The 18,674-nt window shown below is 37.5% G+C and carries 17 protein-coding genes; all 17 read left to right on the forward strand.

The genetic code is table 11. The annotated features are described in order from the left end of the window. Positions 1-16: 16 nt before the first annotated feature. The 17 genes from KQI91_RS02760 to KQI91_RS02840 all read left to right on the forward strand — a co-directional run bounded on the left by KQI91_RS02760 (position 17) and on the right by KQI91_RS02840 (position 18,572). Positions 17-2,116, forward strand: a complete 2,100-nt coding sequence (locus KQI91_RS02760; RefSeq protein WP_216391348.1) for a sugar transferase — start codon at positions 17-19, stop codon at positions 2,114-2,116. Between the two features lie 167 nt (positions 2,117-2,283). Further along, positions 2,284-3,348, forward strand: a complete 1,065-nt coding sequence (locus KQI91_RS02765) for a glycosyltransferase family 4 protein (RefSeq protein WP_216391349.1) — start codon at positions 2,284-2,286, stop codon at positions 3,346-3,348. A gap of 12 nt (positions 3,349-3,360) precedes the next feature. Beyond that, a complete protein-coding gene (locus tag KQI91_RS16205) occupies positions 3,361-3,843 on the forward strand; it encodes an acyltransferase (protein WP_216391350.1) in 483 nt (160 codons plus the stop codon). Continuing rightward, a complete protein-coding gene (locus KQI91_RS02775) occupies positions 3,840-4,964 on the forward strand; it encodes a glycosyltransferase WbsX family protein (RefSeq protein ID WP_216391351.1) in 1,125 nt (374 codons plus the stop codon). The genes KQI91_RS16205 and KQI91_RS02775 overlap by 4 nt, the downstream gene beginning before the upstream one ends. Next, a complete protein-coding gene (locus KQI91_RS02780) occupies positions 4,961-5,962 on the forward strand; it encodes a GHMP family kinase ATP-binding protein (protein ID WP_216391352.1) in 1,002 nt (333 codons plus the stop codon). The genes KQI91_RS02775 and KQI91_RS02780 overlap by 4 nt, the downstream gene beginning before the upstream one ends. Positions 5,963-6,720: 758 nt before the next feature. Beyond that, a complete protein-coding gene (locus KQI91_RS02785; protein ID WP_216391353.1) occupies positions 6,721-7,968 on the forward strand; it encodes an O-antigen ligase family protein in 1,248 nt (415 codons plus the stop codon). Further along, complete coding sequence (locus KQI91_RS02790; RefSeq protein ID WP_216391354.1) at positions 7,965-9,071, forward strand: glycosyltransferase WbsX family protein; 1,107 nt, start codon at positions 7,965-7,967, stop codon at positions 9,069-9,071. The genes KQI91_RS02785 and KQI91_RS02790 overlap by 4 nt, the downstream gene beginning before the upstream one ends. Positions 9,072-9,110: 39 nt before the next feature. After that, positions 9,111-10,313 carry a CDP-glycerol glycerophosphotransferase family protein gene (locus KQI91_RS02795; protein ID WP_216391355.1) on the forward strand — a complete coding sequence of 401 codons (1,203 nt, stop codon included), beginning with the start codon at positions 9,111-9,113 and terminating at the stop codon, positions 10,311-10,313. A 220-nt stretch (positions 10,314-10,533) separates the two neighbouring features. Next, the gene (locus tag KQI91_RS02800; RefSeq protein ID WP_216391356.1) at positions 10,534-10,965 is read left to right on the forward strand and encodes an adenylyltransferase/cytidyltransferase family protein; all 432 of its coding nucleotides are present in this window, start codon (positions 10,534-10,536) and stop codon (positions 10,963-10,965) included. After that, on the forward strand, positions 10,952-12,421 hold the full coding sequence (locus KQI91_RS02805) for a lipopolysaccharide biosynthesis protein (RefSeq protein ID WP_216391357.1): 1,470 nt from the start codon (positions 10,952-10,954) through the stop codon (positions 12,419-12,421). The genes KQI91_RS02800 and KQI91_RS02805 overlap by 14 nt, the downstream gene beginning before the upstream one ends. 20 nt (positions 12,422-12,441) lie before the next feature. Further along, positions 12,442-13,770: a D-glycero-beta-D-manno-heptose 1,7-bisphosphate 7-phosphatase gene (gmhB, locus tag KQI91_RS02810; RefSeq protein ID WP_216391358.1), complete on the forward strand. Its 1,329-nt coding sequence runs from the start codon at positions 12,442-12,444 to the stop codon at positions 13,768-13,770. Positions 13,771-13,785: 15 nt separating this feature from the next. Next, positions 13,786-14,439 carry a D-sedoheptulose-7-phosphate isomerase gene (locus tag KQI91_RS02815; protein ID WP_216391359.1) on the forward strand — a complete coding sequence of 218 codons (654 nt, stop codon included), beginning with the start codon at positions 13,786-13,788 and terminating at the stop codon, positions 14,437-14,439. A 136-nt stretch (positions 14,440-14,575) separates the two neighbouring features. Continuing rightward, positions 14,576-15,463 (forward strand): glucose-1-phosphate thymidylyltransferase RfbA, encoded by an 888-nt coding sequence (gene rfbA, locus KQI91_RS02820; RefSeq protein ID WP_216391360.1) that lies wholly within the window; start codon positions 14,576-14,578, stop codon positions 15,461-15,463. An 18-nt stretch (positions 15,464-15,481) separates the two neighbouring features. Then, a complete protein-coding gene (rfbB, locus tag KQI91_RS02825) occupies positions 15,482-16,555 on the forward strand; it encodes a dTDP-glucose 4,6-dehydratase (RefSeq protein ID WP_216391361.1) in 1,074 nt (357 codons plus the stop codon). 22 nt (positions 16,556-16,577) lie between these two features. Then, positions 16,578-17,492: a dTDP-4-dehydrorhamnose reductase gene (gene rfbD / locus KQI91_RS02830; protein WP_216391362.1), complete on the forward strand. Its 915-nt coding sequence runs from the start codon at positions 16,578-16,580 to the stop codon at positions 17,490-17,492. Further along, positions 17,492-18,097 (forward strand): dTDP-4-dehydrorhamnose 3,5-epimerase, encoded by a 606-nt coding sequence (gene rfbC, locus KQI91_RS02835; protein ID WP_216391363.1) that lies wholly within the window; start codon positions 17,492-17,494, stop codon positions 18,095-18,097. The genes rfbD and rfbC overlap by 1 nt, the downstream gene beginning before the upstream one ends. 280 nt (positions 18,098-18,377) lie before the next feature. Next, positions 18,378-18,572, forward strand: a complete 195-nt coding sequence (locus KQI91_RS02840) for a hypothetical protein (protein WP_216391364.1) — start codon at positions 18,378-18,380, stop codon at positions 18,570-18,572. The last annotated feature ends 102 nt before the right edge of the window (positions 18,573-18,674 follow it).

Here is an 18,674-nt window from a genome sequence, read left to right on the forward strand (position 1 = left end):
GTAAGAAAGGGGAACTATGCCGAAAATATCAATTATTACCCCGGCTTACAACTGTGAAAAATATCTTGAAGAAGCAGTAAACAGTGTCCTTGCCCAGACTTGGGAAGACTGGGAACTATTGATCATTGATGACTGCTCGAAAGATAAAACTTACTTCTGCATGCAACGACTTGCAAAAAAAGATAAAAGAATTCGGATTTTCCAGAATCCACAGAATTCCGGAGCTGCTGCCACACGTAATTATGGGATTCGACAGGCAGAAGGAGAGTGGGTCGCTTTTCTTGACAGCGATGATCTCTGGAGAGAAGATAAACTGGAAAAACAGATGAAAGTATTGCAGAAACAGCCAGATGCGGCGTTTTTGTTTGCCGGATCTGCTTTTATTGAAGATGATGGGATGACGATCGCACATGTGCTTCATGTTCCCGAAAAGATTGGCCGTCGTAAATTGTTGGGACAGAATGTGATTTCCTGCTCTTCTGTACTGATTCGGAGAGAACTCATGTTGAAGTTCCCTATGCCGGAAGAGGATGGAATTCATGAAGATTTTGCTACGTGGCTTGCTATTCTGGAAAAAGTTCCATGTGCCTATGGCGTGGATGAACCGTTGCTGATCTACCGTCGTGCACTGGCTTCAAAATCCGGGCAAAAAGGCAAGTCTGCCCATATGAACTGGCAGACTTATATCAAAGTAGGTGTACCAACGTCCCAGAGAATCTTTTATATGGCCAGTTATACATTCCATGGGCTGAGCAAGTATTCTATGCTCTGGTGGCGAAGCTATCGTTTAATGATGCGTAAAGAGCGCTTCAAGAAGTTGTTCCTTATGGTAATGACCGCAATACTGCTTGCTTCCTGGACTTATGTATTTGCACATGTATGGTTTCAGAACTATAACTTTAAGAGAATCATTGGAAGAAGGTATTCGTTCTGGGGCTATGTGGCATTGTTTGTGCTGTATGCAGCTCTGAACCTGCTGATTGGAAAAACTTTTTCGGCATTCCGCGTTATTCATCAGCAATATATGGAAGTGATTTTGTCGCATGCGTATACAGTGATTCTGGTGAATGCGGCAACTTATATTGAACTGGCACTGATTGGTCGATGGAAATTTATGATGCATGCGACTCCTATGTTTTGGGTGACTGGAATAAATTTTACTATCGGTTTATGGTGGTCAGTAATTGTGCGTTGGCTTTATGCCAATATTTATCCGGCACATGAAGTACTTTTGATTTATGACAAACAGAATACGGCCCCTTTGGAACAGGAACTGAATAAACAGGGGGAGCGTTATCACCTGAAGACAAAACTTTCATTGAAAGAGGGCAGAGAAGCACTAAAAAGAGAAATCCTTAAACATGAATCAGTTATGCTCGGTGACATGCCGGAGGAAGAGCGTTCTTTTTATATTCGTTACTGTTATGAGCAGAAAAAGAGATGCTATTGTCAGACTTCTATGTCTGATATTCTGCTTATGAGTTCAGAGAAAATTTCTCTGTCAGATATGACTTTACAGTTGTTTAGAAATTGTGGTCTTACGGTAGAACAGCGAGTAGCAAAGAGAGTATTTGATATTCTCTTTTCTGTAATAGTACTTGTGGTATTGTCTTGGCTGTATTTGTTGATTGCACTGTATATTAAAATTGTTGACGGGGGTTCGATTTTTACCAAAAGAGAATGTCTGACCAGAAACGGAGAACATTTCCAGCAACTTAAGTTTCGGACGATAAAAATTGGAAAAACAATTGAAGATCCTGCACCGTGGATCAGGGGTGGATATTTCCTGATGGCATCACATCTTGATGAACTGCCGCAGTTTTTCAATGTACTGCGTGGAGACATGGCAGTAGTAGGACCATATCCCGAACTTGTTGAATCAGCAGAAAGAATCACGGATAGGTTGCCAGAATTCAGCTATCGTTTGGCGGTAAAAGCTGGATTAACAGGTTATGCAAAAGTACACGGTAAGTATAGCAGCTCAAAGAAAAATCAGCTGAAGATGGATTTTTACTATATCCAGAACTATTCGTTTGCGATGGATTTAAGTGTGATTGCAGCAACATTGAAAGTGCTGTTGGAACCATCGGGAAAGAAAAAATGTAAAAATGGCTAATTTGGAAAGTGAAGATTTTATGCTTTTCACATAATCGGAAACATGATATAATAAATCCGATTTTGAGTTAACATCTTTATAAGAGTTTTATGAGATAAAGAAATGGCTCGGACTTTTTGAAACGTGTCTGGGCTGTTTGGTTAAATAGATTTGAGGGAGAGAAACAGATGAGGAAGATACTTTTGGTGACATTCTCTGACAATGCGGATCATCAGGATACGTTGTTTGGAATGTATGAGGAGATAAAAATGCAAAGCGGTTGGGATCCTTACCTGCTATGTATTAAAACACCAAAGGTTGAACTTAAGCAATCAGATCACACATGGTTGGTTGATTGCCCGGAACGCCCTGGTGTAACCAAGAAGACTTTTAATCTTCTACTGCTGGTTTCGATTATTCATCGTATTCACAGAGAGCATTTTGAGGCTATTTATTTTGAGAGTCTGCATACGTGGAATCTTCCGATTATGATGATGGCTGGAAAAGCCAAGACCTACCAAGTAATTCACGAAGTCATTCCACATGAAGGTGACAGCCAGGTCAAGATGGTTGATTTGATGAATAAGGCTGTAGTCAAATTTGCAGATACGATTGTGTTACGTAATAAGACATATATTCAGGATATGATTGATCGATATGGCATCAGTGCTAATCGAGTGAAATATCTGGAATTGTGGCGCAGATATCCTGCTTACACAGCGCCGGTACATAGCGGGCGAGTATTGTTTTTTGGAAGAATCAATCCTTATAAGGGTGCTGATAACCTGTTAGAGATTGTCCGACTGTGCCCGGATATTCAATTTGATGTGATAGGACGAGTTGATCCGCAGATGCAGGGAATTGTTGAACAGCTTGCGAAAGAGAAAAATGTGAAGCTGAATAATGATTACGTAACAGATGAAGAAATGCGTGATGCGTTTATTAATTGTGATTGGACAATCGTTCCATATAATTCGGCTTCGCAGTCTGGCATCATTATTGATGCCTATAAGTATAGTCGTCCTGTTATCGCTTTTGCTGTTGGTGCAATTCCGGAGCAGGTAGATGCGGGGAAGAGCGGTTATCTTGTAGAAGCAGGAGATAATAAGAAGTTTGCAGAAAAGCTGAAAGAAGTTGTGAAGTTAAATAGAGAAAAGTATGATGCGATGAGCAGATATGCTTATCAGTACGGCTGCAAGAAGTATGCAACAAGTGGTGCTGTAGAGCGGTTTGTTAGTCTGTTGGAAGAATAAAGGGAGTACATCATGTGGAATAGATTGCAAAGATATTTGATGATGATACGAATATTTTTATTAGGGGGGGGATATTCGAGGGCTGAGTATCTGAAAAAAAGACACTATTTTAAAGCCATTGGTGAACATGTTTATTTGCAACCGTGGAACTTTGGAACAGAGCCATATTTGATTTCATTTGGTGATAATGTTCATGTGGCAAGTGGAGTTACATTTATCAATCACGATATAACTTGTATGATGTTTAATCATATGGACAAAAAATATCATTACAAATTGCGTCAAGGAAGTATTACAATAGGGAACAATGTCTTTATTGGAGCCAAAAGTACGGTTCTCTATGACGTGAAAATTGGAAATAATGTTATTATTGGAGCTGGAAGTTTAGTGAATAAGGACATTCCAGATGGAGTTGTTGCGGCCGGTGTGCCATGTAGAGTAATTGGTAGTTTTGAAGAATATCAACATAAACTGGTAAAGGAAGAATCAGAATGAGTTTTAGAGAACAGAATCCTCTTGTTGTGGCCTTATATTTGCCACAGTTTTATGAAACAGATTACAATAATAAATGGTGGGAGAAGGGATATACAGAATGGGTTGCATGTAAAAGAGCAAAACCTCTTTATAAAGGGCATAATCAGCCGCGCGTTCCGCTTAATAAAAACTATTATGATTTATCGATTAAAGAGAATATTCGTTGGCAGATGAATCTTGCAAAAGAATATGGAATTGATGGATTTGCTATTTATCAGTATTACTCTTGTGGAAGCAAATTGTTGGATGTTCCAGTTGAAATGATTCGCGATGATCCGACACTGGATTTGCCGTTTTATCTTTATTGGGCGAATGAGTCATGGCGAAAAGCTTGGTTTGGTCAGGACAATACAGTGGTATGGGAACAAAAGTACGGAACGGAAAAAGACTGGAAAATACAGTTTGAATATTGTCTTCAGTATTTTAAAGATAAACGTTACATAAAAATTGACGGAAAACCAGTGTACGCTATTTACAATGCATGGGCAATTCCAGAACAAGATAGGTTCCTTTCCTTGTGGGATAAATGGGCAAGGGAAGCTGGATTGCCAGGTATTTACTTTGTAAAGACCATTGGGCGTCACGATGCAGATACGAAAGGAAGTTTTTCTGCTACAGTGACAAGAGAACCTAATTATACGTTTGCTCATGACGAAAAGCTATTAGAAAAAGTTAAAAGAGTGTCGAAGTCTCGCATGATTGATTTTGTCAATCGAAAATTTCTACTTCCGAGACGAAAGGGAATTGTTATGACGAAGGCGTCTTATGATCTTCTGTGGCAAAGAATTTTGAACCGTGAAAATCAGGACGATAGTACTATTTTGGGATGTTTCTGTGATTGGGATAATTCTCCACGAAAGAGCTACAATTCTATCATTATGCAGGGAACAACGGCACAGAAATTTAATATCTATTTTAAACGTCTTCTTCGCAAAGCGGAAACCATTGGTTCGCCAATGATTGTCATTAATGCGTGGAACGAATGGGCGGAAGGTGCATATCTTGAGCCAGATGAAAAAAATGGTTATGCATTTCTTGAAGCTATCAAAGCAGCAAAAGAAAGCAGAGGAAGCGAAAAATGATTATTACAAAAACACCATTTCGCATGTCATTCTTTGGCGGCGGGACAGATATGGAGAGCTTTTTTAAGGAAAATGGAGGTGCGATACTTTCTACTACTTTTGATAAATACTGTTATGTTAACGTTAGACACTTACCACGGTTCTTTGATTACTCTACAGAACTTTCCTACTCGAGGACTGAGCGCGTGACGAATATTGATGATATTCAGCATCCTGCCATTCGTAATGCAATGAAGATGTTGGATATGCATGAAATTCGTCTTACATATGAGGCTGATTTGCCAGCAAGATCGGGGCTGGGGACATCTAGTTCTTTTGCAGTTGGAATGCTCAACGCTTTCTATGCACTTAAGGGAAAATATGCAGACAAGAAAAAACTGGCGGATGAGGCCATTTATCTGGAACGCAATCTATGCAAAGAAGTTGGTGGTTGGCAGGATCAGATTGCCGCATCTTTTGGCGGCTTTAATCGTATTAACTTTAAGGAAGATGGTTATGAAGTATTGCCTGTTATTATCTCGCCAGAGCGAAAAAAGCAACTAAACCAGAATTTGATGATGTTTTTCACAGGCTTTACTCGCTTCTCATCTGATGTTCAAAAAGCAAATGCCGCTGGAAAGCAGGATAAAACTGCACAGCTCAAAGAAATGCTAAAATTGGTGGATGATGCAGAGCGTGTGTTGACTGATAAGTATGCTGATCTCGATGATTTTGGCCGTATGCTCGACCATACATGGAAGCTGAAGCGTCAGACAGGTGCTGCCGTTTCAACTAATAGTATTGATGAGTTGTATATGAAGGGAATGGCTGCTGGTGCGTTGGGAGGAAAACTGCTTGGTGCTGGTGGTGGTGGATTTCTTGTGTTTTATGTACAACCGGATCGACAAGATTCTGTCCGTTGGGCGATGCGTGACCTGATGTACATTCCGTTTGAATTTGAGGACGGTGGTACGAGAGTAATCCACTATTCACCAGAAACATATGAACCAAAGAATTGAGGCAGTGTGATGGATAAAAATGTTATTTTAAGCATTTTTTATAGCAATCTATAACAGAAAAGAAATTGTTGTCAATAAAATTAAATAGCTTTTGAAAATTCATTCATGCCAGTACCATATTTGAGAGCACACCCAATCGGTATAATTTTTAATATGGATGACTATAGATTACTTGGGAATAGAGAAATCAATTTACCAAGGCGGCACCTTATATTCATCCATATGATTAGTTACTTGGCGGACTAGTACACAATATAGGAATATGTTTTAAGAGGGAGCCTGGCTGCAACAGATTCTTTTTCCAAGGATAAGAGCTTCTTAGATAGATAATGAGGGAACTGTTGATAATACATGGTTCTTACCAAAGGTAAGAATGCAGGAATTTGGATTAGTTGTTACTGATATTGCACAAGCTTTTTCGATAAAAAACTTAAATCTTCTAAGTTAAATCAGATTGCAAAGAGGTATTTGCTCTATTATAAACTGGACTATGCATTTTTTTCAGTGGTGTTGGTTAGACGGCACATTATGGAATTGAATTCATGAAACTGACAAGAAAACAACTTTCTGCGATAATCCAGAAAGTTGTTAATGAGATATATTATTGCGGAAAAACGAATTAAGTGGTGAGACGGGAAAGTATAAAGTAATGTTGACATTCTATTTCTGGGAGGGGTACTGCGGAAAAGCTGCATGAGATAAGATGAAGAAATTTAGAAAATAATTAACTAAAAATAGTATGGGGGATTCTCACGAAAATGGTCATAGAAAAAAGAAAACTAAGGTACATATGTATTTTACTATATGTTTTTCTGGTACTTTCATTACCAGATGGAATAAAAAATATGACGGCATTATATAAGATGTCTACTCGTGGAATAAATGTAACCTATACATATAATTACTATTTTTCAATTTTAGAGTTACCCATTATTATTTGGGGATTGTATAAATATAGACATAGTAATGTTGTAAGGTTTTTGAAAATTTATGTTTTATTAATCATATTGAATTTAGCATATTGGTTCTTGAGTCTTGATAATGTGATTGTATTAAATTCTTATGAAATGTTTCTTATTTTGATTACGGGATTTTCAGCTGCCGCTATCATTATGGATGATGAGAATTCTTTTGAAGATATTGAGACAATCATGGACTGGTTTACAATCTTTCAATTTGTGTTAGTGATGGTTAGTATGGTATCTGGTGCGTCTGGAGTAAATGGCAGATATGCAGCAATCGGAATGGGAAGTGGGCAAACAGCTAATATTGCCGCTCATTATTTGGTTTGGAACTTTTTTGCCAGAACAGGTAAGACGAGGATTGTACCAGCTTTGACTGCGTTAGTTACGATTATTCTAACTGGATCAAGAACAAATCTTCTTGCAGTGCTACTAATAGTTGTTGTTTTTGTGGGAAAATTTTTAAAGAAACAGGTAGATGATGGAAATGGCAAGAAAATATTATTGCTGACAATTATGGGGATGGCTTTAATGATTTTGATGCTAGTTTCCAATAAAGGAATTAAAATAGAGTCTTTAAATCGAGTAATGGATTTAACTCACGGGAATATTTTACAAAATATTACAACAGATGATTCGTACTTGGGAAGGCTTCGGAGTGTTGAGGGAAGCATTAGTATTCTAAAGAAAAATCCGCACGGCTTACCATTCTCTCTGTATGCAATAGAGAGAGAGTCAGCGAGGGCGTTCAGTATGGAGTATCCACATTCCGTATTACTTAGTTATTTGCTTCTTTGGTCACCAGTTATTGCGGTAGGATGTTTGATTTATCTAGTTAGAATTTTAATAAGAGCTATTAAATTACATGATAGTGTCGCAATTTATATGGGGTTTATGGTGGTGATGTTTATTTTATATGGAGCCCCAATATTATATAGTAAAACATATTTGGCTTTTTTTGTTTTTGTATCTTATGCAAAAGCAAAATTGAATTATATAACGGAAAATCAAGTTAAAATATTTGAACGAGGATATAAGGAATGAAAATAATAGCATTTTATTTGCCACAATTTCATACTTTCCCAGAAAATGATAAGTGGTGGGGAAAAGGATTTACAGAATGGACTAATACTAAAAAGGGAAAATCAAATTTTAGGGGACATTATCAACCGCATATACCATTGAATAAAAATTATTATGACCTTGTAAAAGATAAAAATGTTTTTCCAGAGCAGATTAAAATGGCAAAAGAGTATGGTGTAGATGGTTTTTGTTTTTATCACTATTGGTTTGCACATGGAAAGAAATTGATGGAAAAACCTATTGAACGTTTTTTATCTGATAAGTCTTTAAATATTCCGTTTTGTTTATGTTGGGCGAATGAAAACTGGTCAAGGCGTTGGGATGGAAGTGAACAATCAGTTTTAATTGCTCAAGATTATGGTGACGAACAAGATAGAAAAAACCATATTCAGTATTTGATGGAGTTCTTTTTGGATAAACGATATTTGAAAGATGAAAATGGAAGCCCCATTTTACTAATCTATAAGCCCCAGCTCATCAATAATTTAGATACTCTATTGACAGAGTGGAGAGAGGCTGCTATAGCAGCCGGTTTTCCAGGAATTTGTTTTGTTTGTCAATATCCACAAAATGATCGGCGAATAAGAGACATGTTTGATCATTGGATTGATTTTGAGCCAGCAGCAACAACAGCTATACCAGGTGATAATTTCTTGAGAGCGTTTAGAATATGTCCTAAATATGCGATAGAAGTTGGATTTGCTAAAGTGTTACAGCTTTTGAAAATTAGAACGTACAAAAAATATTCTTATGAAGATGCCGCTAAAGCTTCGTCAAAGCGCCCTATTGAGGATGAAAAAGAATGGGTTGGTGCATTTACAGGCTGGGACAATACGGCGCGAAGAGGAAGAAATTCTATTGTATATGACGGATCAACCCCTGAGAGGTTTGAAAAATATTTGACTACACAGATTAAGAAGTCTATCTGTGCTGGACAGGAAGGTATTGTCTTTATTAACGCATGGAATGAATGGGCTGAAGGTGCACATTTGGAGCCGGATGAACGGCATGGCCTAAAATATCTAGAAGCATTGAAGAAATCGAAAGAGTTATGCAAAAAGTAATTTCTATTATGTGGATAATTGACTTTGGAGAGGTGTGAAATGAAAAGAGTTATGAAAAGATTGCATAATCTTGTAAAGAATTTCTTTGTAGGATTGGCTAGTATTTTTATAGGTAAAAATGAGCGTACAGTTTTGATTGGGGCGTGGATGGGTGATAAATTTGCGGATAATTCAAGATTTCTTTTTCAATATTTAGACAATCGAAAGAACGAGTTGAATATAGAACACGTTGTTTGGGCAACACGGTCCAAACAGGTATTGGATCTACTGGAAACTTATGGCTATGAATGTGTCTTAATTGGAACCTCAAAATCATTTTATTGGCATTGTAAATCAGGAATTCATGTTATATGCAATGTCTATGGAGATGAAGGAAAGTATACTGCAGATATTGATACCTCTTTGTCTGCTTTCAGTAAAAAAGTTCAATTGTGGCATGGAAATGGGATAAAGTGTGTTGAGGGAACAAATAGGATGAGAACTCATGAAAGGAAATTCCATAAAATTATTCGTTGTGCAACAGCGAGTGGCGGATGGACGTCTGGTAATTATTACCTTCTGTGTAAGAGCGACTTGGATGCTGAATTTTTTGAGATAAAGTTTGGTGCAAACAAAACTTATTGTATAGATGCGGCTTATCCGAGAACGTGTCGCTGTGAGCAATATTTGCCAGAAGAAGAAACAGTGTTGAATAGATTAAATGGTTTTGATGGAGTTATCTTGTACTTGCCAACATTTAGAGAAAGTTATGAAGAGTTTGTTCATCCACTTGACATCGAGGAGGTGCGGGCATATATTGAAAGGTCAAATTATTTGTGGATTGAAAAGCCACACTCAGCCGATGAAAATGGAAGCTCTGTTGAGAAGCATGAAGGGCGGAATTATCTGTTGCTTCACAGTGAGTTTGATATTAATATTCTTTTTCCATACATCGATCTGCTGGTTACTGATTACTCATCTGCAATGCTAGATGCGTTGTATTTTAGGAAAAAAATACTGTATTATGTTCCGGATTATGATTATTATGTTTCCAAGGATAGGGGATTTTTAATGGATTATGATTCAATATGCATAACAAAAAAAGTGGAAAAACCAGTTGATTTGTTGGAACGATTAAAAACATTAATGAGTAGTACAGTTGAATACAACGAAAATGCTGAAAGAATAAGAAAGCTCTTCTGGAAATACGATAATTGGACATGTCAAGAAATTTGGAAGGCAATATTGAATAAAATTCAGTAATATTAGGTTAAGTATTAAAGCGGAAAGTACTATTTGGGGAGGTGGCATTGAAGGTTTTGCGTTACTGAACGTGCAATTTATGGTGATATGTGTGGCTATTTAGTGGAAATCTACAATGAAAAAGATATGAAAGAAGCTACTTATAGATATTAAATGAATTTTAACATGAATATATCATTTTAAGCAATGTTTGTGTATTATGGAGGAAAGAGGTTTTTTTATGAAAAAAGTAATTGGATATACGACAGGTGTGTACGATATGTTTCATATTGGACACTTAAATGTAATTCACCGAGCTAAAGAGCAGTGCGATTATCTAATTGTAGGTGTTAGTACAGATGAATTAGTAAAAAGGGAAAAGAATAAAACACCGGTTATACCATATGAAGAAAGAGTTGCAATTGTTGCAGCATTACGAGATGTTGACGAGGTTGTACCCCAAGAAGATAAAAATAAGCTTGGAGCATGGGAAAAATATCATTTTGATAAGATGTTTGTTGGTTCTGATTGGAAGGGAACTCAGCAATGGAAAAAGTACGAACAACAGCTTAAACCGCGTGGAGTCGAAATTGTTTATATTTCTCATACAGATGGAATTTCAAGTACAAAGTTAACTGGTGTTATAAAGAAAATCTTGGATGAACAGCCATGATGAGATTTTGATTAGGGGAAATATGAATAGTAAAAGTAGCGATAAAAAATATATTAAAGCAGGAATAGGATATACTTTTGCAAATTATTTTATAAAAGGTTTATCTTTCATTACACTTCCGATCTATGTTAGGCTGATGTCAACGACTGATTATGGAAATTTTAATACATATGTGGCATATGAGGCGATGCTGTCAGTTGTACTTGGCTTGGCATTGCATGCAAGCCTAAAAAATGCAAAAATTCGATATAATTCAAAGAGTGAATTCGGTAACTATATGGCGGCATGTATTCAAATGGGGATTTTATCGACTGCCGTAATTGTTGTACTTGCCAATATGCTATATCCAATGTTGGCGGATTTGCTAGATTTAACAAGGTTTGTCTTTAATATACTTTTAATTCAAAGCTATGCCGCTGCATTGTTAACTTTGTATAATTCGTATGTGAGTTTAGAGTATAAATATAAAAGTTATTTTGCTGTTTCGTTAATTAATGCAGTGTCTACAACAGGAATATCTATATTTCTTATCATAACATGGTTTTCGGGTAACCGATATATTGGACGTGTTATAGGAAATGCTGTCCCAGCGATTATTATAGGAATATGTATTGCTATATATTTCCTGTGCGAGTCAAAAAATGGATTAAAATTTGACGGTGAAAAATGGCGGTTTGGGCTAACATTTAGTCTCCCTTTGATATTTCATGGAGTTTCGCAGGTGGTTTTGAATCAGTTTGACCGCATTATGATAAAGTCTATGACCGGAGCTGCAAATGCTGGTGTGTACAGCTTTGCGTATAATATTTATAATTTGGTTTTTGTTACATCGGCTTCGCTTCAAAATGTATGGGGACCTTGGTTTTATGAAAAGATGATTGAAAGGAAACATGACCTAATTCGTAAGAAAGGAAATTCTTTTGCTTTTGGGATGATGCTTTTTATTGCAGAGGTTCTTTTGATGAGTCCGGAACTAGTTGGAGTTTTGGGTACAGAAGACTATGCTTCATCTGTTTTTTATATTGCACCATTGGTTGTAAGTGGCTATTTTGCTTTTTTATACAACCTGCCTGCACAGATTGAGTATTATTATGAAAAAACAAATTATATCGCTGGCGGGACATGTGTTGCAGCAATTCTAAATATAATTATGAACTATTTTGGCATTAAACAGTTTGGAAGTATAGCAGCAGCATATACAACTTTGATTATATATTTAGTGTATTTTTTGATTCATTATTGCTTGTCTGTTAAAATCCATGGGCAGCAAGTGTTTGACTTGATGAAGTTAATGATTTATTCTGGCGAGCTCATTATCATTGCAGCACTATCACTTTTTCTGAGAGAACAGATTATTATTAGATGGTGTGCCATGCTTATCTTGTTTGTGTTTGGCATTTTGTGGGGTGTTAAAGAGTTTAAAGTGTTCTCTGCATTTAAGAGAAGCACTAAATAAAAAATAGAGGATAATCGGAGATGAAAACAGTAATAATGGCAGGTGGTAGAGGAACCCGGATTTCTTCTGTAGCCAGTGACATACCAAAACCAATGATAAAAATTGAAGGAAAACCTGTTCTGGAACATGAGTTAGAATGTTTGTGCGATCAGGGATTTACAGATATTATTATGACGGTTTCTCATCTTGGGAACATCATTATGGACTATTTTGGAGATGGTACAGGAATTTCTCCGGTAACGGGAAAGCCTTTTGGGGTTCATATTGAATATTACTTTGAGAAGGAACCGCTGGGAAATGCTGGTGCACTTTTCAAAATCAAGGACAAGTTAGATTCAGATTTCCTTTTGTTGAATGCGGATGCTGTGTTTGATGTGGATTTTAATCGTTTTGTGGCATTTCATAAGCAGCATGGGGGATTGGTTACACTTTTCACTCATCCGAACAGCCATCCTTATGACAGTGGTTTGATTATTGCTGACAAAAATGCAGCTGTTGAACAGTGGTTGGCAAAGGAAGATGATCGCCCAGAGTATTATCGTAATCGTGTCAATGCGGGACTTCATGTGATTAATCCGCATGTTTTGGAACAGTCTGGAATTGATGTGGGCAAAGTTGGCACTATGGGAAAAAACGGGAAGCCCATTAAGGTTGATCTGGACCGCCAGTTATTGAAACCGCTGGCGGGCACTGAAAAGATGTTCTGCTATGACAGTCCTGAATATGTAAAAGACATGGGGACACCAGATCGATACTATTCTGTTTGTGAGGATTACAAGGCTGGGCGTGTTTCAGGAAAAAATCTAAAGAATAAGCAGAAAGCGATATTCCTTGATCGGGACGGAACTATCAATAAGTATGTGGGCTTCCTGCAGAATATTGATGAATTTGAGCTATTGGATGGTGTAGCGGATGCAATTAAGAAAATCAATGCCTTAGGGTATTTGGCAGTTGTCGTTACGAATCAGCCTGTGATTGCCCGTGGGGAGGTGTCCTTTGATGAACTGGAAGTGATTCACAATAAGATGGAGACACTTTTGGGGAAAGATGGAGCTTATTTAGATGCTATTTACTTCTGTCCGCATCATCCGCACAAGGGATACGAAGGAGAACGTCCGGAATTGAAGTTTGCCTGTGACTGCCGCAAGCCAAAGCCGGGAATGATACTGAAAGCAGCACAGGACTTCAATATTGATTTAGCACAGTCATGGATGATTGGCGATGGGGAAAATGATATCAAAGCGGGAAAAAATGCTGGTTGTCAGACTGCTTTGATTGGGACTGATGATTTTGGGCAGACAGCAACTGTATCGTCTTTGAAAAATTTTGTAGAACAATATTTGAAATAAGAGGAAAATAGTAAAATGGGTGAATTGGAAAACCGATTGTTGAAGCATGTTGATTTATTGGTAGAACGATATCCTTCTTTGAAATCAGCGAAAAAGGATATCATTGAAGCCTACCTTTTGCTGGAGGAGTGCTATGAAAATGAGGGTAAGCTGCTTGTTGCGGGCAATGGTGGCTCTGCTGCAGATGCAGAACATATCGTTGGTGAGCTGATGAAGGGTTTTAAAATGCCTCGTAAGCCGGAAGCCTCTTTTGTAGAAAAACTTGTGGCTGAGAATCAAGAGCTGGGTTGTGTTCTTGCTGAGAACCTGCAGGGAGCACTTCCTGCAATTGCACTGGATGGACATCTGGCACTGTCCACGGCATACATGAACGATTGTGAGCCACTTCTTTGCTTTGCACAGCAGGTCAATGGCTATGGAAAGACTGGTGACGTTTTTCTTGGTATTTCAACCAGTGGTAACAGTAAAAATGTTTTGTTTGCTGCAATTACTGCTCATGCAAAAGGAATGAAGGTTATCGGACTGACTGGCGCAAAAGACAGTAAGATAAGGGATATAAGTGATGTGTGCATTAAGGCTCCACAAATTGAGACTTATATGATTCAGGAATTGCATCTGCCTATTTATCACTGCCTGTGCCTGATGTTGGAAGACAAGTTTTTTGCCTAAATGATGATATAATGACTTCTTTAAGAGAGACGCCTGAGAAGATGAATTTTGACGAAACAATGCGTTATTTGAAATATATCAATTTATTGAGGATTAGTGTATGTATTAGAGAGTAAAAAATGAGAGAGGTATATTTATGAAAGGAATTATTCTCGCCGGAGGAGCCGGCACAAGACTTTACCCGCTTACGATGGTTACAAGTAAGCAGTTACTTCCGGTTTATGATAAACCGATGATTTATTATCCATTATCAACATTAATGTTGGCAGGAATAAAGGATATTCTTATTATTTCTACGCCTACAGATACACCGAGGTTTGAGGCACTTCTTGGTGATGGTGCTCAGTTTGGTGTAAACCTTTCATATAAGGTACAGCCTAGTCCGGATGGACTTGCACAGGCATTTATTCTTGGGGAAGAATTTATCGGAAATGATGCATGTGCAATGGTTTTGGGGGACAATATCTTCTATGGAAATGGATTTGGAAAAACACTTAGAGCGGCTAAGGAAGATGCAGAAGTAAATAGCAGAGCAACGGTATTTGGTTATTATGTAAATGATCCGGAACGTTTTGGTGTTGTAGCGTTTGATGAGAATGGAAAGGCTACTTCTATTGAAGAAAAACCTGTACAGCCCAAGAGTAATTACGCTGTCACAGGATTATATTTCTATCCGGCGGGTGTTTCAGCAATGGCAAATCAGGTGAAACCAAGTGCAAGAGGTGAACTTGAGATTACAACATTGAATGAAATGTATCTTCATAATGATGAACTTGATGTCCAGCTTTTAGGGCGTGGATTTGCATGGCTTGATACAGGTACTATGGATAGTCTTGTTGAGGCTGCTGATTTTGTCCAGACGATTGAAAAACGTCAGGGAATCACAATCTCTGCTCCGGAAGAAATTGCCTTTATTAATAAGTGGATTGATAAAGAGAAATTGTTGGAATCAGCGGAACGATATGGGAAATCTCCATACGGTGCACATTTAAAAGCGGTTGCAGAAGGAAAAGTACATTATTAATTGAAAGAGGAAAAGAGAATGAAAAAATATTTAATTACCGGTTGTGCTGGATTTATTGGATCAAATTTCGTTTATTATATGCTGAAAAAGTATGAGGATATTCTTCTTGTAAATCTTGATAAGCTTACATATGCGGGAAATCTTGAGAATTTAAAAGGCGTAGAAGGGGACTCTCGCCATGTATTCGTGCAGGGAGATATTTGTGATAAGGAGTTGGTTGCTTCTCTTTTTGAAAAATATGATTTTGATTATGTAATTAATTTTGCTGCAGAATCTCATGTTGACCGTTCTATTGCAAATCCGGAAATTTTTGTTCAGACTAACGTTATGGGGACTGTTAATCTTCTTCAGAGAGCAAAGGAAGCATGGTATAACGCTGAGGATAAAACCTGGAAAGAAGGAAAGAAGTATCTTCAGGTAAGTACTGATGAAGTGTATGGCGCACTTGGGGCAGATGGTTTTTTTATGGAAACAACACCAATCACACCTCATTCACCATACAGTTCCTCTAAAGCATCAGCAGATCACTTTGTGCAGGCATTTCATGATACCTATGGTATGCCGATTAATATTACAAGATGTTCAAATAACTATGGCCCTTATCAGTTCCCGGAGAAACTGATTCCTCTTATGATTAACAATGTAAAACATCATAAGCAGCTTCCGGTTTATGGAGATGGTATGCAGATTCGTGACTGGCTGTATGTAGAAGATCACTGCAAGGCAATTGATATGGTTTGTAATAATGGTAAGATTGGAGAAGTTTATAATGTTGGCGGACATAATGAGCGTCCAAATATCTTTATTGTAAAGACTATTATTGAGCAGCTTCATGACAGACTTCAGGATGATGGTATCTCAGAAGAGCTTATTAAACATGTGGAAGACCGTCTTGGACATGACCGAAGATATGGTATTGATCCTACTAAGATTAAAGAAGATCTTGGATGGTATCCAGAGACTCCTTTTGAGAAGGGTATCGTTCTTACTATTGACTGGTATCTGGAAAATGAAGAGTGGATGAATAATGTTACTTCTGGCAATTATCAGAAATATTATGAAGATATGTATAAAGCCAAGGCTGAGCTTTAAATAACTGGAAGGATAAAGGGGAATGAAATTTTTTGTAACAGGTGTCAATGGGCAGCTTGGTCATGATGTAATGAATGAATTAAGCAAAAGAGGTCATGAAGGTGTAGGTTCTGATATTGCAGAAAAATACGCAGGTATTGCAGATGGAAGTGCTGTAACGGAAATGCCTTATGTTGGATTGGATATTACGGATAAAGATGCAGTAGGGAAGGTTATCTCTGAAATTAAGCCTGACGCAGTAATTCATTGTGCAGCATGGACAGCTGTTGATATGGCAGAAGATGACGACAAAGTTGAAAAGGTACGAGCAGTTAATGCAGGCGGAACACAGAATATTGCTGATGCATGCAAGCTGATTGATTGTAAGATGCTGTATTTGAGTACGGATTACGTGTTTGATGGTCAGGGAATGGAACCGTGGGTGCCTGATTGCAGGGATTATAAACCGCTTAATGTTTATGGACAGACAAAGCTGGAAGGTGAACTTGCTGTAGCAAATACTTTAGAAAAGTATTTTATTGTTCGCATTGCCTGGGTATTTGGTCTTAATGGTAAAAACTTTATTAAGACGATGATTAATGTTGGAAAGACGCACGATGAGGTCAGGGTTGTAAATGATCAGATTGGTACACCCACATATACCTTTGATCTTGCAAGACTTCTCGTAGATATGTGCGAAACGGAAAAATATGGATATTATCATGCAACAAATGAAGGTGGCTATATTTCATGGTATGATTTCTGTGTCGAATTTTATAAACAGTATGGTCTGGACACAAAAGTTATTCCGGTAACTACAGAAGAATATGGGTTAAGTAAAGCTGCAAGACCTGTAAATAGCAGACTTGATAAGAGTAAGCTTGTAGAGGCGGGTTTTAAACCACTTCCAACATGGCAGGACGCAGTAAGCAGATACTTGAAGGAGGCTCAGTTATAATGGGACAGATAACAGTTGAAAAGAATGTGGCAGGAATTGAGGGACTTTGCGTTATAACTCCTGCGGTTCATGGGGATAGCCGTGGATATTTTATGGAGACATATAGCCAGAGAGATATGGAAGAGGCAGGTCTTGATATTAAATTTGTACAGGATAATCAGTCTATGAGCACCAAAGGGGTCCTTCGAGGACTGCATTTTCAGAAAAATTTCCCGCAGACTAAACTTGTAAGAGTAATTAAAGGATCTGTATTTGATGTAGCTGTGGATTTAAGAAAAGATTCGAAGACATACGGTAAGTGGTATGGTATTGAATTGACTGAGGAGAATAAGAAGCAGTTTTTGATTCCAAAAGGATTTGCACATGGATTTCTGGTGTTGAGTGATATTGCTGAGTTCTGTTATAAGTGTGATGATTTCTATCATGCAAATGATGAAGGCGGTATGGCCTGGAATGATCCTGAAATTGGTATTGAATGGCCAAAACTGGAGGGAAAATATAATGGAACGGCATCTGCTGAAGGATATATAGTTGATGGCGCAAAGTTGAATTTGAGTGAAAAAGATCAGAAATGGCTTGGGATTAAGGATACATTTTCATTTTGACAATTTGCTTCGAGGATATAAGAGGAATGCTGGCATCTCAGGGTGCCAGTAAAAAAATATAAGAGCACTTTAATACGTTAATTTGAAAAAATATTCGATATTGTGTATACTGTAAAATAAATTGGATTAAAGCTTTAATTTGGAAGAGTGTTGGAGTTTTTTATATACAGAAGAATTGATAATGGTACACTCCGATGTCTATAATTTACTGATAGAGTGGCGTTATAGTAGCATTATAGATTTAAAGATATATGGAATATGAAAGGTACAAAAAGCATCTATGAAAAGATATATTAAAAATAGAAAGGCAGGAAGAAAATATTATTTAAATATAGAGGGAAAATATAAAATTTTATGGGCAATCCTTGTTTTATTTATGATTTTTTCAGTTTATTTTCTTGATTCTGGAAAAGCTGTGAATCATGACCAAGGAGCGGTGTCAGCCGATTTGACACAGATGAATAATCCGGGCTGAGATCCATCACCTGTCCGGTGGATGGAAATCACCTTTCCGCTTTACTGGAAATCGCGATTCCGTTAAAAAGGAAATCGTTTTATCCTCAAATCTTTATAATGA

The sequence above is a fragment of the Blautia sp. MSJ-19 genome (assembly GCF_018918125.1).
Classification (GTDB): Bacteria; Bacillota; Clostridia; order Lachnospirales; family Lachnospiraceae; genus Blautia_A.